Genomic DNA, 15,714 nt, shown 5'->3' with positions numbered 1-15,714 from the left:
CAATGTTTCGGTTTCGCTTGGCGATAGTCATTGTTGTTTCGTTCTGCTTTGTATTGAGTTTGGGCATTGCCTTGTATTGGGGCGCCGACGAAGTAGCGCGCTATTTTCAACACAGCCAAACCGCCTACGAAACCTTCGACGATTACGAACAGCTGTCGCAGGAAGCTTATCGCCATTTCAAGCAACGCATGGACCGGCTGATCACCGCCAACCCCAATTCGGAAACCGGCGTGGAATCTTCCAAACGCCGTCTTTACGAGGCCATGCAAACGCTACGCGACACCGCCGTCAAAGCGCCGGACACTGACAGCGCCAGCGAAGAATGGACCAATAAGCCCGCGGAATTGGAGAAAGTCGCCCATCTCACCGCTTTCCTGGAAGCCAGCGAATATCGCTTCGAAGAAGTCGAGCGGCTGCGCTTGCAAGGTAAGCTGACTACCGCGGTGCAGGCTTTAGCCAAGTTCACTGAAGAGGAAATCGACGGTAAATTCCAACCCCTAATCGACGCCGCCATCAACGCCGAACGGGAAAAGGCAAAAAAAGCCAAGCTCGAGTTGGAAATGTTGGTGGAAAAGTCGCGCTGGACGGCGATTCTGGCCTCGTTAACCGCGGCGTTATTCAGCTTGGTAGCCGGCATCATGTTGCTCCGCGCGTTTAAAAAACCTATCGAAGCGCTAATGAAAGGCACGGACGAAATCGCCTCCGGCAACCTGGATTACCGCATCGCTTTGGACAGCCGCGACGAATTTGCCTATCTGGCCAGCCACTTCAATCAAATGGCCAAGGAACTGGAAGTTCAACAAGATAAACTACGCGAAGGCCGCGCCGTGTTGGAAGAGCGAGTGACCGAGCGGACCTTTGAGCTTAATCTATTGAACGAGGAATTAAAGCGCATGGATAATGCCCGCCGTGAGTTTTTGGCGGACATCAGCCACGAACTGCGCACGCCGATCACGGTGATACGCGGCGAAGCGGAAGTGACGTTGCGCGGCCAGGACCGCGATGCCGAAGAATACAAAGACGCATTGCAACGCATCGTCGAGCTGTCGATGCAGTTGGGTAAATACGTGAACGACTTACTGTTTCTGGCCCGCGCCGACACGGCCAATCTGCAATTCGAATGGAATAAAGTGGATTTGGCGGATTTGGTAGCCAGCAGCGTCGAGGATTTTCAAGTGATGGCGCAAGAATATTCGATTTCCGTCAGCCTGGACGCGCCTTCCGGACCGTTACTGGTGCGCGGCGACAAGCAACGGCTACGGCAAGTGCTGTTCATTCTGGGCGAGAATGCCTGCCGCTATTCCAAACCGCTCGGGCATATCGCCGTGGCGTTATGGCGCGACGGGAAACAGGCCTGTTTCAGCCTGACCGATCAGGGCATAGGCATACCCTCCGAGGATCTGGATCGAATTTTCGAACGCCACTTCCGCAGCAGCAATGCCCAGCATTCCCGAGACGACGGCTCCGGCCTGGGTTTGCCGATGGCCAAATCCATCCTGCAAGCCCACGGCGGGCAAATCGCGGTACGTAGCGTCGAAAACGCCGGATCGACATTTACGGTTACACTACCCCTGCTTACGGTAGCATAGGACGGATTTTCATATGAATGATAAATACATGACAACCAATACTCTGACGGGAATAGGCTATATGCGGGTACTGATGGTTGAAGACGACGAGCGTATCATCGATTTCGTGCAACGCGGCTTAAAAGCCGAGGGCTATGCCGTGGAGGTGGCCCGTAGCGGGCAAGAGGCCATTGCCTTGGGTACCGAAGGCAGCTTTCAGGTGATCATTCTGGACTTGGGCCTGCCGGACATGAACGGCAGACAGATTTGCGAACGCTTGCGCAGCAACGGCATCGACACCCCGATTTTGATGCTGACCGCGCGCGATACCGTGCAAGACAAAGTAGCCGGCCTGCGCTCCGGTGCCGACGACTATATGACCAAGCCGTTCGCCTTTGAAGAATTGCTGGCCCGTATCGAAGTTTTACTCAGGCGGCGCGGCGGCGAAGTGAAACAGGACGACAAGGAATTGCGTATCGAAGACCTGGTACTTAATGGCGAAACTCACGAGGTAAGACGCGGCGATAACGTTATCGAGTTAACCCCCAAGGAGTTTGCCTTGCTGGAATGCTTTATGCGTATGCCGGGTAAAGTATTGAGCCGCACACGCATTCTGGAACAAGTCTGGGGCTATAGCGCCGATCCGCTGACCAACGTGGTGGATGTTTATATTCGCCAACTGCGGCGGAAGATCGACGACGATTACGAACTGAAATTGCTGAAAACCGTGCGCGGCTTTGGATACAAAATGGATGCATCTTGAGTTGGACGTGCGAAATTTTGTGTCTACGCACCGTTATCAACAGTCTGGTCGGCAGCCTACAAACCTTGGTAAGCTAGCTTACTGAACAAACCAGCGCCAACCCGGACATCAAGCGCCTCCTATGCAACTCACCCTGCTCGACCCGGATCATCCGCACCAAGCCTTTCCGCCATTGCACAAGGCCTTGAAACAACCCAACGGCTTACTGGCCTTTGGCGGTTGCCTGTCACCGCAGCGCATCGTCAACGCCTACCGGCACGGGGTATTCCCCTGGTTCAATCCCGGCGAGCCTATTCTGTGGTGGTCGCCCGATCCGCGTTTGGTATTGTTTCCGGAACAACTGAATATTTCTCGCAGCCTGGCGAAAACCCTGCGCAAACAATTGTTTGAGATTCGTTACGACAGCGCCTTTCGTCAAGTAATCGATGCGTGTGCGGCGCCGCGTCGCGACGAAGGTGGCACCTGGATTACCGACGACATCCGCCAAGCCTATACCACACTACACCACCTGGGTATCGCACACAGCTGCGAAGCCTGGCAGGACGGCCAGTTGGTAGGCGGCCTGTACGGCATTGCCATCGGCCAAGTGTTTTTCGGCGAATCGATGTTTCATCGTAAAACCGATGCCTCCAAAGTGGTGTTTGTGCATCTGGTGCAGCAGCTCAGCGCCTGGGGCTATCAACTCATCGACTGCCAGGTCAGCAGCGAACACTTACTCAGCCTTGGCGCGGCGGAAATCCCTCGCAGCCGCTTTGTAGAACTGCTGGATAGGCTCTGCGATCAAACACCGACGCCCGACGCTTGGCAAGCATGAGCTCCATCCCGATTTGGCTGGACAGCGGCCACGCCTGCGGCTATCTAGATTACCGTCTGGCCCGTTCCGGCTTCGTGCATCCGTCGGTGAATATCGACACCACGCTCTACTCGCAACTGATTGCTCAGGGCTTTCGGCGCAGCGGCGATCATGTTTACAAACCCTATTGCGAAGCCTGCCAGGCTTGCGTGCCGACGCGGCTGCCGGTGGCCTTATTCCAAGCTGACCGTAAACAAAAGCGCTGCATCAAGCGCAATGCGCAAACCCGGATAGTCGTCAAAAACGCCGAGTTCGACCCGCGGCATTTCCGGCTTTTTCGGCGTTATCTAAGTGCCCGCCACGACAAGCCCGGCGAAGATACCGAAATCACGCCGGATGACTACATCAAATTCCTCGGCAGCAGCTGGTGCGACACGCTGTTTGTGGAGTTTTTAATCGGCGGCCAATTGGCGGCGGTCGCGGTGGTCGATGTGGTAGCCGACGGGCTATCGGCGGTATATACCTTTTTCGACCCGGATTTTGCCGACTACAGCCCCGGTGTGTACGCCGTGCTCTGGCAGATTGAAACGGCCAAGCAAATGGGCCTGCCCTACGTTTATCTGGGCTACTGGATCAAAGACTGTCGTAAAATGCGCTACAAAATCGATTATCAACCGCTGACAGGCCTGATCAACGGCCAGTGGCAATTTATTTCCAATCAGACATTTAACGAGGATTAAGCCGTGCCGAAAGCCAACGAACTAAAACAGGGAACCGCCATCGAAATCAATGGCGAGCCGTATGTGGTGAAACACATCGACGTACGCAACCCTACCTCGCGCGGCGCGACCACGCTGTACAAAGTCCGCTTCACCCACATGAAAACCCGGCAAAAACTGGACGAAACCTTCAAAAGTGACGACATGCTGAAAGCCGCCGATTGTTCACGGTGCAACGTGCAGTTTTCCTACCAGGACGGCGACACCTACTATTTCATGAACAGCGAAACTTACGATCAATACGCGCTGGCGGCTGACGACCTGGAAGGCCAAACCCTGTATCTGACGGACGGCCTGGAAGGCATCATCATGCTGTTGATGGACGACGCAGCGCTAGGTATCCAGTTACCAACCACCATTACGCTGCAAATCGTCGAAACCCCGCCATCCATGAAAGGCTCCAGCGCCACCAAACGTACCAAAACTGCCAAGCTCAGTACCGGCCTGGAAGTACAAGTCCCCGAATATATGGAATCCGGCGAGATGATCAAGGTCAACACCGAAACCGGCGAATTCTCGTCGCGGGCTTAACGCCGCCCTCTCCGCCAGCCGCCGACCGATTCAGCTGTCGGCGGCAACGGCTTCACTACCCCGCCCTTTACCCAGTCAGCCCCCAAATCTCGATTGGAAGTATGTCCGAGTTCGTGTCTGAGCCGCAATGAATGACTCATGCTCGATTGATATTGAAGCGATTTTTGATTCTTTGTGGCACACATCACAATCCCGTTTTACAAAATTGCTGACAGAATTCTGGTGTTTTGCGCCAGCTTTATTGGGGTATATCGCAGGCATTCATCAGTGCTGACTGAGCAAATTCGGCCAAAATTGAGACATTCCAGCGGTTGAAAAATATCAACCAACAAAGGCAGGTTTTGAGCTGTAAGCTGACTATTCGCTCCGCCTAGTCCACTGAGAGACGTTATAGATGCTACCCTTATGCGGTGAATTGGTTTAAAGGTTTGGTGTTGGGATCAGAAAATTAAAGGGGATTGTATATTCGTGATGAAAGAAAAATATCTTGGCAACGGATGCTCGACACTAACCTCTAAAATTATTGGCAGACTCGATAGCTCCTTTGTCATGGCAATTGCATTTATTGTGTTGCAAGCATCGAACACGACGTTGGCAGCTGACACACCTACTCCGTTGAATACGTCAGCATCTGACCGGGCATCTCAATACGAAAGTCTTCCGGTAACCGCTGTTAGCTCGGTGGAAAATGCCGACTGGCCGAAAAACCGCTATGCCAAATGTCGTGCTCAACCCAGCATGGAGTGTCTATTCGAACAGGTGGCCGAAAATTTACCATATGATTCACCTGAAGGGCTTGCTCACCGTAACGGTTTTGGCCTTACGGCACTGGCATTGGGTGTTCCGGAATGGGCGCGAAAGACATATCTATTGGATACCAATAGCAACTATAACCGCTATTCCTGGCTTGCCGAACCGACCAGTCTTTTGGCACGGGCGCAATGGGCGTTGGGATTAAATTCAGAGGCTCAACGTTCGGCAACGCAGGCCTTCGACATTGCTTTTACAAAGCGAAAAGGCACCTCCAGAGCAACGTATCTGACAGACATGGAATCCGTCTTGCCGTTGTTTTTAGCTGGCGATAGCCCAGTGAGTGCAGATAAGGCCATCAGTTATTTCAAATTTGCCGAAGCCGAACACGTTCCGAATGCCTTTAGAATTCTGGAAAACGCCGGCATTGCTCAGGCAAGACACGGTAACATTCAAGAGGCAGCGCAGTTGGCGGACGTTTTATCTGCTGAGGCGAATTCGGACACCATTTCCGTTACCGGTCTGCGCGCGTTCAAAGACAAAAAGCCCGATATTTATACTTCCGTAATACTGGCCCTGGCTGAAGGCCGCCTCGATCATGGTGACGCCACCTCGGCCCGAGAAGCATTGAGCGAATTGGAACAAAGCGAACCCTATTATTTAAAGGAAAGCCAACTGGCGGCACGCGCAGGTGTTTTGTATGCGCGATTTGGCGAAACTGACAAGGCCGTTGCTGCTACGAGAAACATAACCCGCCCTATATTTCAAAGAGGGATGGACGACGTTGCGGTTGCGCTATGTAAAGCCAACAGATATGAGGCAGGACAAGCTTTAGCCAAGAAAATAATCGAACTTGAAAAAGCGATGGGATTCAAGAGAGTTTGGCCCATAACCAAAGCCAAACTGGCAAAGATTGCGTTTTTTTGTGGAAATCCGGAAAAAGCCAAAACCGATTTTGTCGAGGCATTAACCGAAGCTAATGACTTTAAATGCTCTACAGACAGTTGCACTAGAGAATACCGAGACATAAAGAATATGAAACTCGATGTTCTCGCCACCGGTTGGTTAGAACCGATTTGGCAACGTGGCCGCTTCGAAGATCCACTTATCAGCTTAAAAATTGCCGTGCAACGTGCCGAACAGGGCGACGCCCCAGCCGCACTGGCTCGCCTGGATGAGCTAGCTGCGATATACCCAGGAAACCACGGCGATGGTTTTCCTCATTTGTTCGCATTAGCCAAAGCGCAAGTATTGGCCGTACTCGGCCGCAACAATGAGATGGAAAACGAACTCGCCAACGCGCGTAGCATTGTTATCAACTACGAGCATCACCGCAGGCGTGCCCGTGGTTTGCTGGATGTAGCGGAGACACTGCTTAAATTAAAACAAACCGATAAGGCTCAGGCGTACGCCAAGGAAGCGGCTTACGAACTGGCGAATAATACTTCTACAGGCCAAGGTCAATTCGTATATAGCACGCCCGGAGATGAAGGTATCGTCAAATTACTCGCCCAAACCGGCGCTGATACCGATGCACTGGACACAGCTTGGTCATTTCTGACACCTGATCACCGTGGTCAATTGGTGGTTCAAAAGCAAGCTAGCCAGAAGGTTTTAGCCGAAATTGCTTTGGCGCAATTCAAACAAGAGCCGAATACGCAGCTTCTCGACGCGATTTCTAAAATCGAGTCGCTCAGCGATCGTCTGAGCAATTGGCGGCAGGCACAGACTATTGCGGAGAGCCTAGAAAACGATGAAGGACAAGATTTTGTCAAATCAGCCCTGAGAGGCGAGTTGCTGAATTTACCAGATTCTCTGAAGGCCAGCATGAAACCCTCGGAGCGCCGGCAAGCAATACATTCGATTGCCACGCTTTTGCAATCGGATACACTGGCACTTGACGAAGCCCAGAAATTATCAGTGATACAACTGCTTGCCGAATCGGCCCGCGCGATGACCGAAAGCCAATATGGCGCCAAAGCCTTATGCGAATTGGCGTATACCGCTCATACTATTCGACAGCCATCGTTGGCAAGTGCTTGGTTTGAAGAAACTAAAACTCGCGCGGACAAAAAATATTACTCATATAGTTATCCCATTGAAGAATCGCCGCTAGGAGCGTGCGCTTATTGGGCGAAAACTGCTGGAAATACAGAGCTGGCAAACACGTTCGGAGCGGAACTGCTCAAACCACTGCCAGAAAAGCTGGATAACATTCATTCTCAAATTCATACCTTGCTTAACGTTGCGATTGCCTATGCCGAGTACGTAAAAGGCGAGATTTTCTGGGCAGAATATGGCCGATAAATCCGCTTAACGGGATAAGGCGCGCCAAATCCCAGAACAAATAGGATGCTGCCGTTAGGCGCATCGATCACGACCGTTGCGCCTCGCCGCTGGCTCTGCAAAAACTATCCGGGTGCGCACCTTATCGCGTTAATCATTGGTCGAAATATGCTTCGAAATCCATCGTTTGGTGTGGTATCCCGATAATATCGATACCAAATGGATTGAGCATATAGAAAATCAAATGAGAACCGTGAGGAAAGCAGTAATAGCCTTCGGCAATATCCGTTCGATGTTTGCCTAGATGTGGATGCTTGGCTAACCAATTAAACCGTTTATCAAGGTCTGCTAAATAGCGGTTCCGTTGCGGCTTACCCCATTTTTCCGTTGTGTAGCGGCCAATGCTCTTTAAGTCACTAAACGCCCTAGGGGTAATCCTATAAGTTGCCATTATGCCTCGCTATCCAACTCCTGAATAATGGCTGCAACAGTATAATCCTGTACAAATTCGCCTCTACTGGCTTGCGTAGCGCCCTCGGCAAGATGCGCCCGTAACGCTGCTAGTTTATGCTTGCGTTCCTCAAGTTCCCGCAAAGCATCCCGCACAACCTCGCTAGCGGAGCCGTAGCGACCACTTGCAATTTCACTTCTAATGAAGACTTCCCAATGTTCTCCGAGACTCAAGCTGGTAGTAGCCATAGTAAAAATCCTGATATTCATAAATAACAACACCGAACATACTACATCCCATAGTCTATTTCAATGAAGAGACCTTTCCAGAAAACCATGTCATTATCTTACTGTCGGCAATACATTCAAATACGGTCATTCGCAAAACGTCAATGATTGTGTCCTGGTCGATAACGATCATTTACTATCGATTCATAAACAAATCAAATAGCGTGCAATTGGCTATCAACAATAGCCCGGATCAGTACATCCAGGAAAATATCCCATTGGCCTAACTCACCTATTGCGCCAGTCTATCGTTAAAATGCTAAGCATGCCGGGCGCGGCGGCATGCCATCCGGCTGACCGTCGCAGATCATTCACCTTAACCCAAATACCTTATATGAACGCAGAGCCCCCCGTATTGGCCGCCCAAAACCTGGTTGTCGAGTACCGACAACACCGTGCGGTCGAGAATTTAAATTTACATATTCCCAAGGGCTGCGTTTACGCGCTGCTGGGTGGCAATGGTGCCGGCAAGTCCACGACCATCAGCACGTTTTTGACCTTCAACCAGCCTAGTAGCGGACAGGTGCTGATCGAAGGCGAATCGCCGCACGCCAATCCCGATCTGGTGCGAACGAAACTGGCCTATCTGCCGGAAAACGTCGCGCTGTATGAGGTGATGAGCGGCTTGGAAAACCTGACGTATTTCTGCGCGCTGGCGAATATTCGTTTGCATGACGAGCAAGCCCGTCGTTTGTTATTGGACAGCGGCCTGCAAGCCGATGCCCACGGCAAACGGGTGGCAGCGTATTCCAAGGGCATGCGGCAAAAAGTGGGCTTGGCCATCGCCTCGGCGAAACAGGCCAAGGCCATGTTGCTGGACGAACCCACCTCCGGCCTGGACCCGAGCGCGGCCAACGACTTTGCCCAACGCATCCGCGCCGCCGCCGATCAAGGCATGGCGGTGTTGATGGCCACCCATGATTTGTTCAACGCCAAGCAAGTCGCCGACCGTATCGGCATCATGAAAAGCGGCCGTCTGGTGGAAGAATTCGACGCCCACACCGTGCAACACGACGAACTGGAGCAAAAATATCTGGCGCATGCCCGGGGACTAGCATGATCAAGACCATCATTCGCAAGGAATTTCTCGCCACACTGCGCGACGGCCGCTTGCTGACTTTGGGCATTGCCCTATTGCTATTGTTTGTCGGCTTTTTCCTGGCGTCAGCCTATGAATTGCAGCAATTGCGCGCGGAAAAACACCGCGTCGGCACCACCGCCAAGGAACAGTGGAATACTCAGAGCGTGAAAAACCCACACTCTGCCGCGCATTACGGCATCTATGTGTTTAAGCCGGACACGCCGGTGGCCGCTCTGGACCCGGGTTTGCGGCCGTATATCGGCCAGTCTTTATGGCTGGAGCCGCATAAGCGCAACCTCACTCGCTTCAGCCCGGCGGCGGATCAAGTGCTGGCCGGCCGTTTCGGTCAAGCCACGACCAGTTTTGTGCTGACTGCGCTGTTACCGCTGTTGATCGTGGCCTTGACCTTTAATGCGGTCAGCCAGGAGCGTGAATCCGGCACCTTGCGGATGCTGCACAGTTTGGGGGTGAATGCCGGCCAGTTGTTGTTCGGCAAATTGCTGGGCTTGTTAAGCGCGTTTGCCCTGGTCTTGGCACCGGCGCTGTTGGTAGCAGCCGTGATACTGCTAGGCAACTTCGCGTTTACCCTGGACGACGTGCTGCGCCTGCTGGTGTTGCTGCTGCTATTAAATCTGTACTACGGCATCTTCGCCGCAGTCGCCATCGCCGCTTCCGCGTCTTTTAACACCAGCCGCACCACCTTGTTTTGCCTGCTGGGCTTTTGGCTAGCCAGCGTGTTTATCGCTCCGCGCCTCGGCGCGGTGACTGCGGAAATGCTGGCGCCCAACCCCAGCGCCAGCGAGTTCTGGCGTGAGATCAAGGACGACATCGACCACGGCCTGGAGCACGACGGTGACCATGAGCAACGCGCCAAAGCCTTCGAAGCACAGGTGTTGGCGCAGTACGGGGTTTCCCGCAAGGAAGATTTGCCGGTCGGGTTCGTGTCCTTAAATCGTCAGCACAACGATGCTTATTCCGTTAAGGTCCATGCCCTGCATTTCGACGCCTTGCGCGACAATTTTATTAAGCAACAACACTTGAGCCATCTGGGGTCCTGGCTGGGCCCCAGCCTAGCGCTACGGTCTTTATCCATGACCTTGGCCGGTATGGATTTGAGCCATCAACGGCATTTTGAAGACGCCGCCGAACAATATCGGCAGTACTTTATCAACCTGACCGAAGACTGGGACCGCGAGCGTAGCCGCGGCACGGAGCGCAAGGCCACCGGCGCTGAGGCCGATTGGCGTAGCGTGGCGGATTTTAGCTATCAAGCCCCGGACATCGGTTTTGCCCTGCAGGCCGCCGAACTGGATCTCTTGGTGTTGTTACTGTGGTTGGGTTTATCGGTGGGCTTATTGAGCCTTTCCGCACGGAGGCTGGTGCCATGATGCAGTTAATCGCCATCGAATGGCTGCGTTTTAAACGCAACAGCTTAAATCTGTGGGTGACAGGTTTGTTTCTGCTGGTGATGCTGGCTAGCGCCGTTTGGTCGGGTTTGGCTGCGCGCGAATTCCGTCAACACGGCACCGCAGCGCCGCAGACCGTCAACGCGATGTCCAATCAAGCGGAGATGCATGACGCCCCGAAAGCGGCGGACCACACCCCCAAAGCCAATGCCTTCGCCGCCAGTGCCGCCGCGCCGCCTTTGCGGCTGCCGGCCCTGAGCGGTTTGGCCTTGAGCATCCGGCAACTGGATTTTTTAAGTACCGGCATCAAAATCTCCACTCGCAGCCGCCACACCGACGGCCGTAACAGCGATCAGTTGTTCAACCCGATGCTGCATGAGTTGGGCATGCTGGATTTTGCCACCGTGTTCGCGCTACTGACGCCGCTGATGGTGATTGCCTTGAGCTACGGCTTGGTGCAGGAAGACCGCGAGAGTGGAGTCTGGCGTTTGGTCTGCACGCAAATGTCGGCACCCTGGCGCTTGGTGTGTGCGGCGTTGAGCGTGCGCTATGGCGTGGTGGTACTGGTGGTTTTCAGCAGTTCGCTGCTGGCGCTATGGCTCGATCCGGCATTTAGCCTGGAAACGCTGGTTTATTGGCTGGCGTTCGCCGGCCTGTACACACTGGTATGGTTTGGCATCGCCGGCTTGTTCCTGCTGCTGCCCTTCTCCTCTGGGGCGGCGGCCATCGGCATGCTGGGCGTCTGGTTGATATTGACCTTCGCCGGCCCGGCCTTGCTGGGTTGGGCGGCCGACCGGCACGAGCCGATGCCATCTAGGTTGGATAGCATTATCGCCGTCCGCCAGTTTCAGGAACAAAACAATCAACAACGCCAAGCGCTGCTGGCGCAGTGGTATAGCAATCATCCCGACCTACCGCTGCCGCAAACCGGTAAAGAGCTACCGCGCGAAATCGCCGGTTTGCCGGCCGGATTGGTTTTGGATCAACAGATCAGACCGGTGATGTACCGCTTCGACAGCGCCCGCCAGGCGCAATTCGAGTTTTTGGAATCCTGGTCTTGGCTCTCACCGGCCATGGCCGCGCTGCAAATGGCCGATAGGCTGGCCGGCATCGACGCGCCGCGCTATGCCGAGTATATTCAGGCGGTGGATCACTTTGAAGATCAATGGCGCGACTATTTCGTACCGAAAATCATGAGCGATAGCGCTTGGAACGATGAACTGAGTCACGATCAACCGCGCTTTGCCTTTGCGTATCCGACAAATCCGGCTGTGTGTCTAAGTTTGATTGCCGGACAAGCGGCGTTGGCCTTGCTGTTGTTGGCGGTGCTCTTCTTCTCACGCCGGCGCTTTGCCAAAGCCTAACGACGCTATTTGGCTAAAAGACGTCCTGGACGACGCTAGTCGTCCGGGCAGGCTACGCAACATTAAGCCACTATATTTCTGACGCATTGCCTGGCAAACACATTGATAGGCACGCTGCTGCTTAAATAGCGGTTGAACAATTCGTTAATCGTCAGCGGATTGAGGTATACATAAATGCCGCAACCGGTAATGGCGATAAACTGCCTGCTTAACGTTTCGATGAATACGATACGCAGGGTGCTGATTTCGTTGACTTCATTGCTTGTTTCCATGACGCTCTCCCGAATCTGCCGATTTGACTACTAAATGACGTGCATAAGTGACGCCAACTAACGAAAGCCTTTAAAAATCATAGCACTAAGATTTTTCCAACCTTAGGCAACTTCTAAAAATTGACGCTGAGTTTAAGTTATCGCAAACCGCGCGTGCCGTCGGTAGCCTATGCCACGTGGAATCAGTGAATTATTTCACCGGCGCCCACAATCCATCTTGGGCCTGCCAAACACATCCTCACGCCAAAATCAGGACTTCTGCGCAGCCGGTATTGCCGGAGAGCGCTTTATAGTACAATTTCCGTCACTTTTAAGCCGACGCGGCGCAGCAATAATCACTAAACAAAACAGGTTCAGATAATGGCAACGATGGATGACAGAGACGGTTTGATTTGGCTAGACGGCAAATGGGTTGACTGGCGGGACGCGAAAGTCCATGTCCTTACCCACACCCTGCACTATGGCTGCGGCGTCTTCGAAGGCCTGCGCGCGTACAAAACCGATGCCGGCACCGCGATTTTCAAATTGGCCGAGCATACCGACCGCTTGTTCCGTTCCGCGCATATCATGAATATGAAAATGCCGTTTTCCAAGGAAGAGATTAATCAGGCGCACCGTGACGCCGTCGCCAAAAACAATCTGGACAGCGCCTACATTCGCAGCATGGTGTTCTTCGGTTCCGAAGGCATGGGCTTGCGCGCCGATAACCTGAAAGTCCACGTCATGGTCGCGGCCTGGACTTGGGGCGCCTATCTGGGCGCGGAAAACATGGAAAAAGGCATCCGCATCCGGACCTCTTCGTACACCCGCAACCACGTCAACAGCACGATGTGCAAAGCCAAGGCCAACGGCAACTACATCAACTCCATCCTGGCCTTGCAGGAAGCCTTGTCCACCGGTTACGACGAAGCCTTGCTGCTGGACCACGAAGGTTTCTGCGCGGAAGGTAGCGGAGAAAACTTGTTCATCGTCCGTAATGGCAAAATTTACACGCCGGAAACTACCTCAGCCTTAGAAGGCATCACCCGCGACACCCTGATCACCATCGCCCGCGAACAAGGCTACGAAGTCATCGAAAAACGCATCACCCGCGACGAAGTGTATGTGGCAGACGAAGCCTTCTTCACCGGTTCCGCCGCCGAAGTCACGCCGATTCGCCAATACGACAACCGCGACATCGGTTCCGGCAGCCGCGGCCCCATCACCGAAAAACTGCAAACCTTGTATTTCGACTACGTCCAAGGCCGCCGCGCCGACCATAAGGAATGGCTGACGCTCGTTTCTTAAGTGACGGAGCAAGCTTATAAAATCCTGGTCGTCGGCCCGTCCTGGGTCGGCGACATGGTGATGGCGCAAAGCCTGTTCATCACCCTCAAGCAACAACATCCCGACTGCCTGATCGACGTGCTGGCCCCGGCGTGGTCCTTACCTCTATTGGAGCGTATGCCGGAAGTGCACAAAGGCCTGACGATGCCGTTGGGCCACGGGCAGTTTGATTTGCGGGGGCGAATCCGCATAGGCCGAGAATTGCAAAGCCAGCATTACGATCAGGCGATTGTGCTGCCCAACTCGTGGAAATCGGCCGTTATTCCGTTCTTTGCGCACATCCCCCAACGCACCGGTTTTCTCGGCGAACTACGCCGCGGCCTATTGAACGATGTGCACACCTTGGATAAGACTGTGCTGACCATGACCGTGCAACGTTTCGTGGCGCTGGGTTTACCGAAAGAGGCGCCGCAGCCACCAACTTACCCGGTTCCGAAGCTAACGATCACAATCGAGCAACAATTAAGCGTCTGCAAAAAATTCGAGATCACAGGCGCGGATTTAATCGAAATCCCCCACCCCAGCGCTCTGCTTGAGGGCTCGGAAGAGTTGCGCCCTATTGTCAGTAAAATCCTGGCTCTGTGTCCCGGCGCGGAATACGGTCCGGCCAAGCGCTGGCCGAGCGAGCATTACGCCGCCATAGCAAGGCAAATGGAAGAACAAGGCTCGCAAGTATGGTTATTCGGTTCCGACAAAGACAAAGCCGTTGCCGAGCAAATCAATGACCTATCGGGCGGCATTTGCCGTAACTTCGCCGGCATCACCTCGCTGGCGGATGCGGTGGACTTGTTGTCCTTGGCTGACGCGGTCGTCAGCAACGATTCCGGCCTGATGCACGTCGCTGCGGCACTGGATAAAAAACTGATCGCAGTTTATGGCTCTTCCGACCCCGGCTTTACCCCGCCACTACATCCCGAGGCGAAGATTCTGGATTTAAACCTGGATTGTTCGCCTTGCTTCAAGCGTGAGTGTCCTTTGGGCCATACTCGCTGCTTAACGGAAATTCGGCCGGAGCAGGTAATGGCGGCGCTGGACTTCTGAGCGATGAAAATTGCCATCGTCAAATTGTCGGCTTTGGGCGACATCGTTCATGCGATGGCGGCCTTGCAATTCATCAAAGCCGCCTTACCGCTGGCGCAAATCGACTGGATAGTTGAAGAACGCTTCGTCGGCGTACTGGCCGATAATCCACACCTGGATAATATTTTGGGTGTGAATTTAAAAGCCCTGAAAACCGACAAATGGCGTGTCTTTGCCGAGATAAGTAAAATTCGCGCTTATGCCGAGCAGGGTTACGACTTAGTGCTGGATGCCCAAGGTTTGATTAAGTCCGCAGTGGTCGCGCGCTTGCTGTCGGCCAATTGTGTGGGTTTCGATCAAGACTCGATCCGGGAAAAATGGGCGGCTTTGTTCTATAGCCGGCACGTCGCCTACCCTTACGACGCCAATACCATTGATCGCAATGTCGCCTTACTGACCCAGCCGCTAGGTCTGCATGTAACAACTGAGCAAATTCAGGCAAAGCAGCCGTTTTTGTTTTTTCAGCCGCCGCAAACGGCCTTGGATGAATATTTTCTAGCCGATCAACCCAATATCATTCTGGTCATCGGCTCGACTTGGCCCAGCCGTAACTACCCTTTAGAAAAATTTCTACAGGTCATCTTCGGTCTGGAAGCTAATTTTCTGATCAGTTGGGGCAACGAGAAAGAACACTGGATGGCGCAATGGCTGGCAGAACGCAGCCTGGCGCGGGTATTACCGCAATTAAGCCTCAATGATTTGAAAGCGGCGCTGGCCAGGGCCGATTTAGTGATCGGTAACGATACAGGACCGACGCATATGGCCTGGGGTTTAAACCGGCCGTCGATTACCTTGTTCGGGCCAACGCCGGTCAGTCGAATTTATCAAACCGCCATCAATAAAGCCTTGAAGTCGCCTTCACCGGTCAATCCGTTCAAGCTGGATAAAAACGATTTTTCGATTGCCGAAATCGACCCGCGTGCTGTCATAGCCCTGAGTAACGAGCTATTCGGCAAAACCCAACAACGCGCCTGAGT

At 53.5% G+C, this 15,714-nt stretch carries 15 protein-coding genes; 12 read left to right on the top strand and 3 right to left on the bottom strand.

The window, feature by feature from the left end; genetic code table 11:
* The first annotated feature begins 2 nt into the window (after nt 1-2).
* The 6 genes from DDY07_RS23185 to DDY07_RS23160 all read left to right on the top strand — a co-directional run bounded on the left by DDY07_RS23185 (nt 3) and on the right by DDY07_RS23160 (nt 7,491).
* The gene (locus tag DDY07_RS23185) at nt 3-1,589 is read left to right on the top strand and encodes a HAMP domain-containing sensor histidine kinase (protein WP_171697617.1); all 1,587 of its coding nucleotides are present in this window, start codon (nt 3-5) and stop codon (nt 1,587-1,589) included.
* 13 nt (nt 1,590-1,602) lie between these two features.
* On the top strand, nt 1,603-2,331 hold the full coding sequence (locus DDY07_RS23180; protein ID WP_225892914.1) for a response regulator transcription factor: 729 nt from the start codon (nt 1,603-1,605) through the stop codon (nt 2,329-2,331).
* A gap of 121 nt (nt 2,332-2,452) precedes the next feature.
* Nucleotides 2,453-3,145: a leucyl/phenylalanyl-tRNA--protein transferase gene (gene aat / locus DDY07_RS23175; protein ID WP_171697616.1), complete on the top strand. Its 693-nt coding sequence runs from the start codon at nt 2,453-2,455 to the stop codon at nt 3,143-3,145.
* Nucleotides 3,142-3,864, top strand: a complete 723-nt coding sequence (locus DDY07_RS23170) for an arginyltransferase (RefSeq protein WP_171697615.1) — start codon at nt 3,142-3,144, stop codon at nt 3,862-3,864. The genes aat and DDY07_RS23170 overlap by 4 nt, the downstream gene beginning before the upstream one ends.
* 3 nt (nt 3,865-3,867) lie before the next feature.
* The gene (yeiP, locus tag DDY07_RS23165) at nt 3,868-4,434 is read left to right on the top strand and encodes an elongation factor P-like protein YeiP (protein WP_171697614.1); all 567 of its coding nucleotides are present in this window, start codon (nt 3,868-3,870) and stop codon (nt 4,432-4,434) included.
* Between the two features lie 468 nt (nt 4,435-4,902).
* Nucleotides 4,903-7,491 carry a hypothetical protein gene (locus DDY07_RS23160; protein ID WP_171697613.1) on the top strand — a complete coding sequence of 863 codons (2,589 nt, stop codon included), beginning with the start codon at nt 4,903-4,905 and terminating at the stop codon, nt 7,489-7,491.
* Nucleotides 7,492-7,624: 133 nt separating this feature from the next.
* Here the strand turns inward: DDY07_RS23160 and DDY07_RS23155 are convergent, their stop codons facing one another.
* Both DDY07_RS23155 and DDY07_RS23150 read right to left on the bottom strand, forming a co-directional pair.
* Nucleotides 7,625-7,921 carry a type II toxin-antitoxin system RelE/ParE family toxin gene (locus DDY07_RS23155; protein WP_171697612.1) on the bottom strand — a complete coding sequence of 99 codons (297 nt, stop codon included), beginning with the start codon at nt 7,919-7,921 and terminating at the stop codon, nt 7,625-7,627.
* A complete protein-coding gene (locus DDY07_RS23150) occupies nt 7,921-8,169 on the bottom strand; it encodes a type II toxin-antitoxin system ParD family antitoxin (protein WP_171697611.1) in 249 nt (82 codons plus the stop codon). The genes DDY07_RS23155 and DDY07_RS23150 overlap by 1 nt, the downstream gene beginning before the upstream one ends.
* 373 nt (nt 8,170-8,542) lie before the next feature.
* Between DDY07_RS23150 and DDY07_RS23145 the strand changes: the two genes are divergently transcribed.
* Genes DDY07_RS23145 through DDY07_RS23135 form a run of 3 tightly spaced genes read left to right on the top strand, consistent with a single transcriptional unit; the run spans nt 8,543 to nt 12,059 of the window.
* On the top strand, nt 8,543-9,268 hold the full coding sequence (locus tag DDY07_RS23145) for an ABC transporter ATP-binding protein (protein ID WP_171697610.1): 726 nt from the start codon (nt 8,543-8,545) through the stop codon (nt 9,266-9,268).
* Nucleotides 9,265-10,677: a DUF3526 domain-containing protein gene (locus tag DDY07_RS23140; RefSeq protein ID WP_171697609.1), complete on the top strand. Its 1,413-nt coding sequence runs from the start codon at nt 9,265-9,267 to the stop codon at nt 10,675-10,677. The genes DDY07_RS23145 and DDY07_RS23140 overlap by 4 nt, the downstream gene beginning before the upstream one ends.
* Nucleotides 10,674-12,059, top strand: a complete 1,386-nt coding sequence (locus DDY07_RS23135; RefSeq protein WP_171697608.1) for a DUF3526 domain-containing protein — start codon at nt 10,674-10,676, stop codon at nt 12,057-12,059. Before DDY07_RS23140 ends, DDY07_RS23135 begins: the two co-directional genes overlap by 4 nt.
* A gap of 62 nt (nt 12,060-12,121) precedes the next feature.
* Here DDY07_RS23135 and DDY07_RS23130 read toward each other — a convergent pair whose 3' ends face one another.
* On the bottom strand, nt 12,122-12,331 hold the full coding sequence (locus DDY07_RS23130) for a hypothetical protein (RefSeq protein WP_033159049.1): 210 nt from the start codon (nt 12,329-12,331) through the stop codon (nt 12,122-12,124).
* Between the two features lie 360 nt (nt 12,332-12,691).
* Here DDY07_RS23130 and DDY07_RS23125 point away from each other — a divergent pair, with 360 nt between their 5' ends.
* The 3 genes from DDY07_RS23125 to waaC are packed head-to-tail and all read left to right on the top strand — an operon-like array spanning nt 12,692 to nt 15,712.
* Complete coding sequence (locus DDY07_RS23125; protein WP_171697607.1) at nt 12,692-13,618, top strand: branched-chain amino acid transaminase; 927 nt, start codon at nt 12,692-12,694, stop codon at nt 13,616-13,618.
* Entirely contained in the window at nt 13,619-14,698 is a 1,080-nt protein-coding gene (gene waaF / locus DDY07_RS23120; RefSeq protein ID WP_171697606.1) for a lipopolysaccharide heptosyltransferase II, read from the top strand.
* A 3-nt stretch (nt 14,699-14,701) separates the two neighbouring features.
* Complete coding sequence (gene waaC, locus DDY07_RS23115; RefSeq protein WP_171697605.1) at nt 14,702-15,712, top strand: lipopolysaccharide heptosyltransferase I; 1,011 nt, start codon at nt 14,702-14,704, stop codon at nt 15,710-15,712.
* The last annotated feature ends 2 nt before the right edge of the window (nt 15,713-15,714 follow it).

This window comes from Methylomonas sp. ZR1 (assembly GCF_013141865.1).
Lineage (GTDB): Bacteria > Pseudomonadota > Gammaproteobacteria > Methylococcales > Methylomonadaceae > Methylomonas.
The sequence above is the reverse complement of the archived record's forward strand: the minus strand, read 5'-3'. Positions and strand labels throughout refer to the sequence as shown.